Below are 13,331 nucleotides of genomic sequence, written 5' to 3' on the forward strand. Positions count from 1 at the left end.
CCCCCCCCCCCCCCCCCCCCCCCCCCCCCCCCCCCCCCCCCCCCCCCCCCCCCCCCCCCCCCCCCCCCCCCCCCCCCCCCCCCCCCCCGCCACCGCCAACGCCTCGCCCGACGAGTCGATCGACACCACCGAGCGCGCCCCGCCCTTGAGCGCCGCCAGCGAAAAACCGCCGGTATAGCAGAAGCAATTGAGCACATCGCGGTCGCGCGCCAAGGCGCCGACGAGTGCGCGGTTGTCGCGCTGATCGATGTAGAAGCCGGTCTTGTGGCCCTCGCGTACATCCACGTAGTAGCGCACGCCTTGCTCGGTGGCAGACAGGTCTGCGGCAGGCTCAGCACCGGCCAGCACGCCGGTCATCTGCTCCAGGCCTTCGCGCTCGCGCACGCTCACGTCGGAGCGTTCGTAGACGTTCGGGCAACCCGTCTCTTTGATGAGCGCGGCGACAATGGCTTGCTTCCAGTGCTCAACGCCCGCGGCGCTGAACTGACAGACGAGCTGGCCCGCATCGCCTGTGCCGTACTGGTCGACGATCAAGCCCGGCAAGCCGTCGGCTTCGCCCATGACGAGGCGCACGGCGTCGGTGTCGTGCACCCACGCGCGGCGGTACGCCACGGCAGCGGCAATGCGGCGCTTGAAGAATGCGTGGTCGACCGGCTCGGCTTCGTCAAAGCTCCAGACGCGAGCCCGAATCTGCGAGATGGGGCTGAACGCGGCGCGCGCCAGAAACTGGCCGTTGTGCGCGCGCACGATGACGGTCGCGCCGGAGGCCGGCTTGCCCTCCACACGATCGATGGCGTTGGCGAAAATCCATGGGTGCCGGCGCAGCAGCGAGCGCTCCTTGCCGGGCTTCAGAATCAGGGTTTGCATACGACTGGGGGTGGAGCGCCCGAAGGCTCGGGCAATGCGCTACTTCTTTTTTGCGCGGGGATGCGCCTGATCGTAGATCTTGGCCAGGTGCTGAAAATCGAGCGAAGTATAAACCTGCGTGCTGGCGATGCTGGCGTGCCCGAGCAGTTCCTGCACTGCACGCAAGTCGCCGGACGACTGCAGCATGTGTGTGGCAAACGAATGCCGCAGCACGTGGGGATGCACATCCGCCGGCACACCCGCCGCGATGGCGTTGCGCTTCATTCGCAATTGAATCTGCCGCTGCGCCAACCGCTTGCCGCGCGGCGAGAGAAACAGCGCGTGCGCATCTTCGGGTACCGCGTCAGGCTTGGCCAGTTGTTCGCGCACGGCCAGCCATGCGGCCAGCGCCTCGGCGGCCTTGGCGCCGACCGGCACGGTGCGCCGCTTGCTGCCCTTGCCGAGCACCTCCACTTCGCGCGCCTCCAGATCGAGCCAGCTCGCAGAGGCGTACTCGCCGGCCTTGACGTGGCGCATATCCAGGCTGACCAGCTCCGAGAGCCGCAGCCCGCACGAATAGAACAGCTCGTTGACAGCGCGGTCGCGAATCGTCTCGGCATCGTCGCCCGGCAGTTGCTCCATCAGCGCGACAGCCTGTTCGACGGACAACGCTTTCGGCAACCGCTTCGGGCTCTTCGGCGCACGCACGCCATCGACCGGGTTGGCGGTGACGGCCGCATCGCGCAGCGCCATCCATTTGAACCAGCCGCGCCACGCCGACAGCGCCCGCGCAATGCTGCGGCCCGACAAGCCGTTGCCGTGCAGCTGCGCCATCATGCGGCGAATATGGTGGGACTGCAGTTGCGTGAGGTCGACGTTGGCGGCGTGCTGCGCACCCAGGCGCTGCAGCACGGCCAGCTCGCGGGTGTAGCTCTCCAGCGTGTGCGGCGAGAGCTGCCGCTCGAACTTCAGCGCGGCGAGATAGGCCGCAATCTGCGGATGCGGCGCCTGAGCGCCATGTTCATCGGCGGATGCGGATTGCGGCATGCGAGGACAGCGCTTCAGTCGCGCAGGCGGTTGAGCGCGGCGGCGGCCAATTCGCCGATCTGCGCGAGGTAGGTCGTGCCCATGCCGTCATGGAAGCGGCGGGCGTCCGGCGAGCCGAGCACCAGCAGGCCGAATGCCGGCGCTGCGCTGGCATCGGCATCCCCACGCACCGGCACGCGCAGCGTGACGATGGCGAGCGATTCGATGGGCTCACCGCCGGTCTCCGACGTATCGAGCCAGCCAGCCGCTTCAAAGCCCGCATTGGCGCCGCAATACGGTGCGCGCAGGCCGGCCGCAAACAGGCGCACTTCCTCGCTCACGCCCTGCGCGACCTCCAGGTGCGCGAATTCTTCGCCCACCTGCCACACGCGCAACGCCACGGCGGGCACTTCGAAAATTTCACGCAAACCATCCTGCACGGCATACGGCAGCGCATGCGTGTCGGCCTCGCCCAGCAGGCGCGTCGTCCACGCGTGCACGCGCTGCTGCGTGCGGTCATTCTCGTTGCCGTGGCGCATCAGGTCCGACAGCTTGAGTTCGAGGTGCTTGTTTTTGTCGCGCAGGATTTCCATCTGGCGCTCCTGCAGCGACACGGCACGGTGGCTGTGCGGGCTGGTGAGCTGGATGGCGGCCAGCAGCTCCGCATGCTCTTCAAAGAAGGCCGGATGCGCTTGCAGGTAGTTGGCGACGTCTTGTGCGTTCATGGTGCTCATCAGGCTGCGCCCAGTTTCTTCTTCAGCAAATCATTGACTTGTGCAGGATTGGCCTTGCCGCGCGTGGCCTTCATGGCCTGGCCGACCAGCGCGTTGAATGCCTTCTCCTTGCCCGCGCGGAATTCCTCAACGGACTTGGCATTGGCCGCCAGCACGTCGTCGATGATTTTCTCCAGCTCGCCGGAGTCCGACATCTGCTTCAGGCCCTTCTCGGCGATGATCGCGTCGGCGTCCGCTCCGTGTTCGCCGGCCCACATGGCAGGGAAGACGTCCTTCTTGGCGGTGTTGTTGCTGATCGTGCCGTCGGCAATGCGCGCGAGCAGCTTGGCCAGTTGCGCGGGCTTGACCGGTGCGGCGTCGATGTCCAGATCGGCGCGGTTCAGGTTCGAGGCGACTTCGCCCATGATCCAGTTGGCCGCAGCCTTGGCATTCGCGGCGCCAGCATCGGCCACCACGGCTTCGAAGTACGCTGCGGTTGCTTTGGTAGCGGTGAGGATGCTCGCGTCGTACTTCGGCAGGCCGTAGGCGGATTCAAAGCGCGCAGCCATCGCCGCGGGCAGTTCGGGCAGCGTGGCACGCACGCGCTCGATCCAGTCGTCGCCAATAACGAGCGGCAGCAGGTCGGGGTCGGGGAAGTAGCGGTAATCCTGCGCGTCTTCCTTGCTGCGCATCGAGCGCGTTTCCTTGCGGTCCGGATCGTACAGGCGGGTTTCCTGCACCACGGTGCCACCATCTTCGATCAGCTCGATCTGACGGCGCACTTCGTAGTTGATGGCCTCTTCCAGGAAGCGGAACGAGTTCAGGTTCTTGATCTCGCAGCGCGTGCCGTACGGCGCGTCCGGGCCCGGGCGCACGGAGACGTTCGCATCGCAGCGGAAGCTGCCTTCCTGCATGTTGCCATCGCAAATGCCCAGCCACATCACCAGCGCGTGCAAGGCCTTGGCGTAGGCCACGGCCTCGGCCGCGCTGCGCATGTCGGGCTCGGTCACGATTTCCAAGAGCGGCGTGCCGGCGCGGTTCAGGTCGATGCCGGTCATGCCGGCAAAGTCTTCGTGCAGCGATTTGCCCGCATCTTCTTCCAGGTGGGCACGCGTGAGCTGCACGGATTTCTCGTACCCGGGCTGGCCGTTCTTGCCTTCCACCTGGATGGTCAGCGTGCCGCCCTGCACCACCGGGATCTCGTACTGGCTGATCTGGTAGCCCTTGGGCAGATCGGGGTAGAAGTAATTCTTGCGCGCGAAGATGCTCTTGGGCGCGATCTTGGCACCAATGGCCAGACCGAACACGATGGCGCGCTCAACGGCACCCCTGTTCAGCACCGGCAGCACGCCCGGCAACGCCAGATCGACCGGCGCGGCCTGCGTGTTGGGCGCCGCGCCAAAGGCGGTGGACGCGCCGGAGAAAATCTTCGAGACCGTCGAGAGCTGCGTGTGCGTCTCGAGGCCGATCACCACTTCCCATTGCATGTTGCGTGTGTCCTGTCGATTGTTGTGGTGTGAATGTCTAGGTACTCAGGTATTCAGGTGTTCTTGCGTTGCTGCGATCAGGGGTGCGGCGCATCGAGCCACGCCGCGAGCTTCGCAAACGCCGCTTCGCGCGCGGCCGGGTCACCGCCGACGGTGACAGCACCGTAGCGACGTCCCTTCGGGATGCCGCTACGCTCCTTGACCGGCGCCGTGCCGTCAAAGCCGTGATACGCACCGCCAAACAGGTCCAGCTCGAAACGCGCCTGCGGCTGGCGGGCCAGTACGGCAGTCTGCAGCGCCTGGCAGTGGTCGGCCGGGGTCCAGTCGTCGTTGCCGCCGGCCAGCAGCAGCAATGGCGCGTTCAGCCGATAGTCCGGCCGCTTCTGCGCCGACGCGCAGCCCGGATAGAACGCCACCGCGCGATCAATCGCGGGCGTATCGGCGGGCCAGGCGCGGCTGGCATCCACGGCCTCCAGCACGGCCTGCGCGCCGTTGGACCAGCCAAGCAGTACGATGCGGCGCGCATCCACGCCCGGCTGTCCCGCTACCCAACGGATGGTCGCCAGCACGTCGGCGCGGCGCACCGTCCCGTTGATATCGCGCGTGGCGGTACGTTCGGTGCAGATGCCGTGCGGTTTGCCGCGCGGGCCGAAACTGTCAGGAAACACCACCGCGTAACCGCGCGCGCCCAGCCATTGCGCATAACCGCGATACCGCGAGCCCAGAGCCTTGGCATCCGCACCGGCCTGCGTATAGAGGCCACTGCAGCCGTGTAGCGCGATGACCACCGGCGTGCCGGTTGCGGGCGCCTTGACGGGCGGTGCGACCCAGTAGGCGGTCAGCGTTTGCGGTGCATCCTCGGCGTCTTTCATGAACGCACGCGGAACCTCCACCGTCTGCACGCCCAGTTCTGCCGAGGACGGCGCACGCGCCGCCGGCATATCAGGCAGGGCGCCTTCGGCGTCCGGCGTCGGTTGCGCGACGGCGTGCAGCGCCAGGGCGCCGGCCAGCGCCGCCAGCACACGAAGCGATGTCCGCATCACCGGGCATTCCGGGCGCATTGGCCCGTTTGCGGGTCGAACATCACCGGCCACGCTTCTTCGTAGATCCCGGGTGTGCAATGCGCTTCGCAGTTGGCGTGTGCCAGCGTCACGCGGCGCGGGTCCTGCCAGACCATCAGTTCGCATTTGCCGTAGCGCTCGCGCAGCTCGATGCTCGGACTGCGCTTGGTCTGCTGGAAGGTCGACAGGTCGAAGCGGCACGAGCCGCGCCGGCCGACCCACAACTGCCACTGCAACGCGTTGACGTTGTTGTCTGCCACCGTCAGGGTTGCCTGTTCCCGGAAGCCGTCTTCCTCGGTCTGGTTGCAGTAGCCGTTGATGTTGATGGTGCGGTCGGCAATCGGCGGGGCCTTTGTCCCAGATGGGCGGCTGATGCCCGGCAGAGACGGCAGAGACGGCAGCGGAATCGGCACGCACGCCGCCAGCAGGCCGGCGGCAAGCGCGAGCCCGAGTGCAGTGCGGATGCGGTGGTTCATGCGAGCCTCCTGCATGGAGCGGGTCCGTCGGAACAGGCCTCAGGCCGCCGGCTGGCGGTTGTGCCAATCGGTCGCCTGTTGAAACGCATGCGCAATCTGCAGCATGCGTGCCTCTTCAAAATAGTTGCCGATGATCTGCAAGCCAACCGGGAGACCGTTTGCGCCAAAACCGGCCGGCACGCTCATGCCCGGCAGGCCAGCCAGGCTGGTCGACAGCGTGAAGATGTCGGCCAGGTACATCTGCACGGGGTCGCTCGTCTTCTCGCCGAGTTTCCAGGCGACGGTCGGGGCCACGGGGCCCATGATCACGTCGCACTGACGGTTGGCACCGGCCAGCACGTTCTGGAAATCCTGCGCGATGATCCGGCGGATTTTCTGCGCCTGCAGGTAGTAGGCGTCGTAATACCCGTGGGACAGCACATAGGCGCCCACCAGGATGCGGCGCTTGACCTCCCAGCCAAAACCTTCAGCGCGGGACTTGCGGTACATGTCGGCCAGATCGCGGTATTCCGCCGCGCGGTGGCCGTAACGCACACCGTCAAAACGTGACAGGTTGGACGACGCCTCGGCCGGCGCGATCACGTAATACGTCGGGATCGACAGTTCGGTCTTAGGCAGGCTGATGTCAACCAGCGTAGCGCCGAGCTTTTCCAGCTCGGCCAGGGCAGCGCGCACCGTGGTGCGCACGTCATCGGCCAGGCCAACGCCGAAGTACTCCTTGGGCAGACCGATGCGCAGGCCGGCCAGCGGGCGCGCGGCATCGGCGCCTTGCAGCGGCTGGCCGAGCAGGCGGCCGAAGTCTTCCACGTCGCCACCGCGGCCAGGTTCCAGGCTGGTGGAATCGCGCGGGTCAAAGCCGGCCATGGCAGACAGCAGCAGCGCGCAGTCTTCAGCCGTGCGCGCCATCGGGCCGCCCTGGTCCAGCGACGAGGCGAAGGCGATCATGCCGTAGCGCGACACGCGGCCGTACGTCGGCTTGATGCCCGTGATGCCCGAGAACGATGCCGGCTGACGGATCGAACCGCCCGTGTCGGTCCCTGTTGCAGCAGGCGCCAGATCGGCCGCCACCGCCGCAGCCGAGCCGCCCGACGAACCGCCCGGCACGTGCTCGAGGTTCCACGGGTTCTTGACCGCGCCGAACGCCGAGTTCTCATTGGACGAGCCCATGGCAAATTCGTCCATGTTGGTCTTGCCCAGCGTCACCATGCCGGCAGCGCCCAGGCGCTCGACCACGGTGGCGTCAAACGGGCTGACGTAGTTGCCGAGCATCTTGGAACCCGCCGTGGCACGCCAGCCGCGCGTGACGAACACGTCCTTGTGCGCGATCGGCACACCAGTCAACGGCGCCGCGTTACCGGCTGCAATGCGAGCGTCGGCCGCCTGCGCCTGGGCAAGCGTTGCCTCGGGGTCGACATGGGTAAAGGCGTTGAGGTGCGCCCCGGCCTCGATGCGCGACAGGTAGTGGCGCGCCAGTTCCTCCGCCGAAACCTCCTTGGCGGCGAGTTGGGCGGACAGGGCTTTGATCGTGGATGCGGTCATCGAATACGTTCGGATGGGCTGCCGGCAGCGGCCGGCGACGTCGAATGGAGTGGGCTCAAGGCAGGCGCAGACGCGCCGTTTACGCGGGTTACTCGATCACTTTGGGCACGAGGTACAGGCCGGCCTCGGTGGCCGGCGCGCATTGCTGGTAGTCCGCGCGGCGGTCGGCCTCGGTGACGGCATCGTCGCGCAGACGCTGGGCTTGCGCTTGAACCTGCTCGATCGGGTGGGCCATCGGCTCAATGCCGGTGGTGTCCACGGCCTGCATCTGTTCGACCAGCGAGAAAAACTGGTTGAGCTGGGTAAGGGTCTGCGCCGCTTCGCCTTCGGAGACTTCGATACGGGCGAGATGGGCGATGCGTTTGACGTCGGAGAGTTCGAGTGCCATCGGAGTGGGTCAGTGAGTGCAGCGGCGGGCGGGCAACGTACGGCAAGCGACGGCTACTGCGCGCAAGGTGCGCTCAGGTTGGCCCCCGACAGCGCCGATCTGCCGCAATTTTGGCGCCAAACGCCCGCGAAACGCCCGAATTATAAGGTATGATTGCCGACTAAATTTCTAAGTCAGCAGGCGACTTCGTGCAGTCACGGACCCTCTGATTAAGTACCCCGGGAACCTCCCGGCAGTCGCACCGTCAGCATCAGGCGACACTTAATCAAAGGTTCCTTGGGGGCCCCCTCTCCGGGCGGCCCAGCCTCGGCAGGATGGCCAGTGCCACGGCACCCCACCGTCGACCACCACGGAGCCCGCGACATTCCCGGGAGCGCAGTAGCAGGATCGGACCGCATGGCATGCCCTTGCGACGTCCGCGCGTTGGTGCAGCCGTTGCACCGCAATCCTGCTGCTGGGCCGCCCATGACTCGAAAAACAGGATTCATTCGATGTTCGGCTTTTTGCGCAGCTATTTCTCCAACGATCTCGCGATCGACCTCGGCACCGCCAACACCCTGATCTACGTCCGCGACAAGGGCATCGTCCTTGACGAGCCGTCGGTGGTGGCCATTCGCCAGGAAGGTGGCCCGAACGCCAAGAAAACCATCCAGGCCGTCGGTAAGGAAGCCAAGCAGATGCTGGGCAAGGTGCCTGGCAATATCGAGGCGATCCGCCCGATGAAAGATGGCGTGATCGCCGACTTCACCGTCACCGAGCAGATGCTCAAGCAGTTCATCAAGATGGTGCACGACACCAAGCTGCTGCGCCCGAGCCCGCGCATCATCATCTGCGTGCCGTGCGGTTCGACCCAGGTCGAGCGCCGCGCCATCCGTGAGTCGGCGCTGGGCGCGGGGGCTTCGCAGGTGTACCTGATTGAAGAGCCGATGGCCGCTGCCATTGGCGCCGGCCTGCCGGTGTCGGAGCCGTCGGGTTCGATGGTGGTGGACATTGGCGGCGGCACCACCGAGGTGGGCATCATCTCGCTGGGCGGCATGGTCTACAAGGGCAGCGTCCGTGTGGGCGGTGACAAGTTCGACGAGGCCATCGTCAACTACATCCGCCGCAACTACGGCATGTTGATCGGCGAACAGACGGCCGAAGCCATCAAGAAGGAAATCGGCTCGGCCTTCCCGGGCTCGGAAGTGCGCGAAATGGAAGTGAAGGGCCGCAACCTGTCGGAAGGCATTCCGCGTGCCTTCACGGTGTCGTCCAACGAAATCCTGGAAGCACTGACCGACCCGCTGAACCAGATCGTGTCGTCGGTGAAGATCGCGCTGGAACAAACCCCGCCGGAACTGGGCGCCGACATTGCCGAGCGCGGCATGATGCTCACGGGCGGCGGCGCGCTGCTGCGCGACCTCGACCGCCTGCTGGCCGAAGAAACCGGCCTGCCGGTGCTGGTGGCCGAAGATCCGCTGACTTGCGTGGTGCGCGGCTCGGGCATGGCGCTCGAGCGCATGGACAAGCTCGGCAGCATCTTCTCGTACGAATAACGGGACCATGCACCACGCCGATCCGCGTTCCGCTGTTGTGGCCACCGTTGTGGTCACGCCAACGGCCTTCGCGGACCGCTGAAATGCGTCTCGCGCCGGTGCGCCGTGCTCCGCCCACCCAGGGCTTCGGCACCGCACCAGCGCCACACCCAATCTGCTGCCGGCAGGCCGTTGACCTTGACGTTGACCGTCACGCGTCTGCCGTGCCCATTTGAAGCGTCCGGGTCATGGATTACTCCCCGCCGCCCCTCTTCAAGCAGGGCCCGTCCGCCACCGCGCGGCTGGTCGCCTTGCTCGCGCTTGCGCTTGCGTTGCTGGTGATCGATGCCCGCATGTCCGTGCTGGGCGTGGTCCGGCAAGTCGTGTCGGTCATCCTGTACCCCGTCGAGCGCCTGGTGCTGATTCCGCGCGATACGGCACGCGCGGCGCTCGATTACACGCAATCGTCCACCAAGCTGGCCGTTGATAACCGTAACCTGCGCGAATCGGCCGTTGCCCAGGCGCAGCAATCGCTGCGCGCCTCGCAGCTCGAAGCCGAAAACCGCAATCTGCGCACGCTGCTCAATCTGAAGCAGCACGCGGCAGTGCCCACGGTGGCGGCGGAAGTCCTCTACGAAGCACGCGACCCTTATACGCAGCGCATCGTGATCGATCGCGGCTCCAAGGACGGCGTGCGCGCGGGCTACCCGGTCATCGATGACCGTGGCGTGGTCGGCCAGGTGACGCGCGTGTCGCTGTTCGAATCGCAAGTCACGCTGCTGACCGACAAGGACCAGGCGATCCCGGTGGAGGTCGTGCGCAACGGCCTGCGCAGCGTGGCCTTTGGCGGTGCCCGACCGGGTGCGCTGGATCTGCGCTTCATGGCCGCTTCGGCCGATTTGCAACAGGGCGACCTGCTGGTGACCTCGGGGCTGGACGGCGTCTATCCGGCGGGCCTGCCGGTGGCGCGCATTTCGCAAATCGAGCGCAAGGCCGACACGGCGTTCTCGCGTGTGATCTGCGAGCCGGTGGCCGGCATCCGCAGCAACCGGCACTTGCTGATCGTGAAGTACGAATCGGGCTTCCCGCCGCCGACGGATCTGTCGCCCGCGCCTGCGCCCAAGGGCAAGAACGCTGCCCGCGACGCACGCGAAGAGAAGGACCGCGCCGCACGCGCCGCCGCCGAAGCCAATGTGCCAGGGCCTGCGCCCACGCCTGAAGAGAACACCCCGCCGCCGCGCCCGACCGATGCCGACGGCAATCCGCTGGATACCGATTCAGCGCAAAAACGCTGAAGCGAGGCCATCGATCATGAACTCGCCCCAATACCTGCTGCGCCCGGTCAACCCCGGCTTCATCGCCTTCAGCTTCGTGCTGGCGTTCCTGTTCAACCTGATGCCGTGGGGCCACATGCAGTGGATTCCCGATCTGGTGGCACTGGTGCTGGTGTTCTGGAACATCCATCAGCCGCGCCGCGTGGGCATGGTGGTGGCCTTCCTGCTGGGCCTCTTGATGGACGTGCACGAAGCGCGTCTGCTTGGCGAACACGCGATGGCCTATACGATGCTGTCGTACTTTGCGATCACGATTCACCGGCGCGTGCTGTGGTTCTCAGTGCTGTCGCAGGCGCTGCATGTGTTGCCGCTGCTGGTACTTGCACACGCCGTACCGATCGTCATCCGCCTGCTGATGGGCGCACACCTGCCGGACTGGCAGGTCATCCTGCCGCCGCTGATCGAAGCGGTCCTGTGGCCGTTCGCAAACGCGTTCCTGCTCGCGCCGCAGCGCCGCCCGGAGAGCGTTGATGAAACTCGGCCCATCTAAGGCGGCCGACTTGACGCGCCCCGCTACTCGCATTCACCAGGCATGACCGAAATCCGCAACGTCGAACAGGAGCTGTCGCGCTTCCGCCTGCGGCTGGCGGCGGCCGCCCTGTTCGTGCTCGTCTGCTTCGGGCTGCTGCTGGCGCGTTTCTTCTGGCTGCAGGAGATCAAGCACGAGCAGTACTCGGCCAAGGCGGAAGACAACCGCATCTCGGTGGCGCCGATCGAGCCCAATCGCGGCATCATCATGGACCGCAACGGCGTGGTGCTGGCGCGCAACTATTCGGCGTACACGCTGGAGATCACGCCGTCCAAGCTGCAGGACACGCTGGACAACACGATCGACCAGCTTGCCCAGGTGGTCGATATCCAGCCACGCGATCGCCGCCGCTTCAAGCGTCTGATGGAGGATGCGCGCAGCTTCGAGAGCCTGCCGATCCGCAGCCAGCTGACCGATCAGGAAGTCGCGCGCTTCTCGGCGCAGCGCTTCCGCTTTCCGGGCGTGGACGTGCATGCGCGGCTGTTCCGCCAATACCCGCTGGGCGAATCGGCGTCGCACGTGATCGGCTACATCGGCCGCATCTCCGAGCGCGACCTGGACCGCATCGACAACATGAGCGATGCCAACAGCCAACCCGGCGTGGCGTACGACCCGCGCAAGGATTCCAACAACTACAGCGGCACGGAATACATCGGCAAGGTCGGCATCGAGCAAAGCTACGAGACCGAGCTGCATGGCCTGACCGGCTACGAAGAGGTGGAAGTGAGCGCGGGCGGGCGGCCGATCCGCACGCTGTCGACCTCGCAGGCAACGCCGGGCAACAACCTGATCCTGTCGCTCGACATCAACCTGCAGCGGCTGGCCGAGCAACTCTTCGGCAACCGCCGCGGCGCACTGGTGGCGATCGAACCCGAGACGGGCGACATCCTGGCCTTCGTCTCCAAGCCGACGTTCGATCCGAACCTGTTCATTGAAGGTATCGACAGCGCGACCTGGAACGAGCTGAACAACTCGCAGGACAAGCCGCTACTGAACCGCCCGCTGCGCGGCACGTATCCGCCAGGCTCGACGTACAAGCCTTTCATGGCGCTGGGCGCGCTGGAGCTGGGCAAGCGCACGCCGCAGTGGGGCATGGCCGATCCGGGTTCGTTCACGCTGGGCAACCACACCTTCCGCGACGACGTGCCGGGCGGGCATGGCTGGGTCGACATGTACCGCTCCATCGTGGCGTCGTGCGACACGTATTACTACCGGCTCGCCAACGACATGGGCGTCAATGCCATCCACGATTTCATGAAGCCGTTCGGCTTCGGGCAGGTCACGGGCATCGACATCGAGGGCGAGCGCACCGGCATCCTGCCGTCCACCGACTGGAAGCGCAAAGCCTACAAGCGCCCCGAGCAGCAGAAGTGGTACGACGGCGAAACGATCTCGCTGGGCATCGGCCAGGGCTACAACAACTTCACGATCCTGCAACTCGCGCACGCGATATCGACGCTGGCCAACAACGGTGTGGTGATGAAGCCCCACCTTGTGAAGGCGGTCGAAGATTCGCTGTCCAAGTCGCGTTCGCTGACAGTGCCGACCGAGAGCTACCGGATCCCGCTCAAGCAGGCCAACATCGACGTGATCAAGCGTGCGATGGTCGGCGTGAACCAAGCCGGCACGGCGGCCAAGGCTTTCATCGGTGCGCAGTACGTATCGGCGGGCAAGACCGGTACAGCCCAGGTGTACTCGCTGGGCAAGAACGAAAAGTACAACCACCACGCCATTCCCGAAAACAAGCGTGACCACGCGCTGTTCGAAGCCTTTGCCCCCGCCGACCATCCGAAGATCGCGCTGGCACTCATCGTGGAGAACGCCGGCTTTGGTGCCGCATCGGCCGCACCAATTGCGCGTGCAGTCATGGACTATTACCTGACCGGCAAGTGGCCCACCGAACTGGCCGCCACCGCGCCGAAGCCCCAGCAGCAACCGCCGGTGGACACGCCGAGCGTGTTCTCGACCGGCAAGACGGCCACCATCGCCAGCGCGACAGCTGCGCCGCAGGTGGCTGCAGAGGTAGCGTCCGGGGTGTCTGCCGCTTCGGGCGTGGCAGCCCCTGCCGCCAGCGCTGTGGCCGCCGCTTCGGCGCCGGCCGCGTCGTCGGTGGCAACGGGCGCCACGCGCAGCGTGCCGCCACTGTCGCCGGACCTCGTGGCGCCGGCCCTGCGCGAGGCCGGCACCAGCGCCGAAGCTGTCGCCCCGGCCACGCTGGACGCCCAGGTGCTGCAAGCGCTGTCGCACGCGCAACCGGCGCCCGAACTGCCGCCGCGCGGACGTGGCAACGCTGCCGCACCGGCACCGGCGCCGGCCACCACAGCAAAGGGTGTGAAGAACGCCAAGCCGGGCAACAAGCCGGCACCGAAGCCCGCGCAAAAGCCGGCCTCCACGCCGGCCGCACCCTGATATTTGCGC

Annotated in this window: 12 protein-coding genes; 4 read left to right on the forward strand and 8 right to left on the reverse strand. The window is 66.4% G+C overall.

What is annotated here, in order from left to right; genetic code table 11:
- The 8 genes from R2N16_RS12110 to gatC form a co-directional block, all read right to left on the reverse strand.
- Window positions 1-867, reverse strand: an 867-nt coding sequence (locus R2N16_RS12110) for a class I SAM-dependent rRNA methyltransferase (protein ID WP_316665945.1), incomplete at its 3' end; no start/stop codon positions are given.
- Between the two features lie 39 nt (window positions 868-906).
- Window positions 907-1,893, reverse strand: a complete 987-nt coding sequence (xerC, locus tag R2N16_RS12115; protein ID WP_316665946.1) for a tyrosine recombinase XerC — start codon at window positions 1,891-1,893, stop codon at window positions 907-909.
- Window positions 1,894-1,907: 14 nt separating this feature from the next.
- The gene (locus tag R2N16_RS12120) at window positions 1,908-2,597 is read right to left on the reverse strand and encodes a DUF484 family protein (RefSeq protein WP_316666325.1); all 690 of its coding nucleotides are present in this window, start codon (window positions 2,595-2,597) and stop codon (window positions 1,908-1,910) included.
- Between the two features lie 8 nt (window positions 2,598-2,605).
- Window positions 2,606-4,072: an Asp-tRNA(Asn)/Glu-tRNA(Gln) amidotransferase subunit GatB gene (gene gatB, locus R2N16_RS12125; RefSeq protein WP_316665947.1), complete on the reverse strand. Its 1,467-nt coding sequence runs from the start codon at window positions 4,070-4,072 to the stop codon at window positions 2,606-2,608.
- Window positions 4,073-4,149: 77 nt separating this feature from the next.
- Window positions 4,150-5,112, reverse strand: coding sequence for a dienelactone hydrolase family protein (locus R2N16_RS12130; protein WP_316665948.1), 963 nt, complete (start codon window positions 5,110-5,112; stop codon window positions 4,150-4,152).
- The gene (locus R2N16_RS12135; RefSeq protein WP_316665949.1) at window positions 5,112-5,609 is read right to left on the reverse strand and encodes a hypothetical protein; all 498 of its coding nucleotides are present in this window, start codon (window positions 5,607-5,609) and stop codon (window positions 5,112-5,114) included. The genes R2N16_RS12130 and R2N16_RS12135 overlap by 1 nt, the downstream gene beginning before the upstream one ends.
- Before the next feature lie 39 nt (window positions 5,610-5,648).
- The gene (gene gatA / locus R2N16_RS12140; protein ID WP_316665950.1) at window positions 5,649-7,148 is read right to left on the reverse strand and encodes an Asp-tRNA(Asn)/Glu-tRNA(Gln) amidotransferase subunit GatA; all 1,500 of its coding nucleotides are present in this window, start codon (window positions 7,146-7,148) and stop codon (window positions 5,649-5,651) included.
- Window positions 7,149-7,236: 88 nt separating this feature from the next.
- On the reverse strand, window positions 7,237-7,536 hold the full coding sequence (gene gatC / locus R2N16_RS12145; protein ID WP_004628291.1) for an Asp-tRNA(Asn)/Glu-tRNA(Gln) amidotransferase subunit GatC: 300 nt from the start codon (window positions 7,534-7,536) through the stop codon (window positions 7,237-7,239).
- 491 nt (window positions 7,537-8,027) lie between these two features.
- On the opposite strand from gatC, the gene R2N16_RS12150 reads away from it, so the two are divergent.
- The 4 genes from R2N16_RS12150 to mrdA all read left to right on the forward strand — a co-directional run bounded on the left by R2N16_RS12150 (window position 8,028) and on the right by mrdA (window position 13,322).
- Window positions 8,028-9,071, forward strand: a complete 1,044-nt coding sequence (locus tag R2N16_RS12150; RefSeq protein ID WP_004628293.1) for a rod shape-determining protein — start codon at window positions 8,028-8,030, stop codon at window positions 9,069-9,071.
- A 227-nt stretch (window positions 9,072-9,298) separates the two neighbouring features.
- Entirely contained in the window at window positions 9,299-10,345 is a 1,047-nt protein-coding gene (gene mreC, locus R2N16_RS12155; RefSeq protein WP_316665951.1) for a rod shape-determining protein MreC, read from the forward strand.
- 16 nt (window positions 10,346-10,361) lie between these two features.
- Complete coding sequence (mreD, locus tag R2N16_RS12160; RefSeq protein WP_316665952.1) at window positions 10,362-10,874, forward strand: rod shape-determining protein MreD; 513 nt, start codon at window positions 10,362-10,364, stop codon at window positions 10,872-10,874.
- Between the two features lie 42 nt (window positions 10,875-10,916).
- Window positions 10,917-13,322: a penicillin-binding protein 2 gene (gene mrdA / locus R2N16_RS12165; protein WP_316665953.1), complete on the forward strand. Its 2,406-nt coding sequence runs from the start codon at window positions 10,917-10,919 to the stop codon at window positions 13,320-13,322.
- The last annotated feature ends 9 nt before the right edge of the window (window positions 13,323-13,331 follow it).

This window comes from Ralstonia psammae, assembly GCF_958405935.1.
Lineage (GTDB): Bacteria > Pseudomonadota > Gammaproteobacteria > Burkholderiales > Burkholderiaceae > Ralstonia > Ralstonia psammae.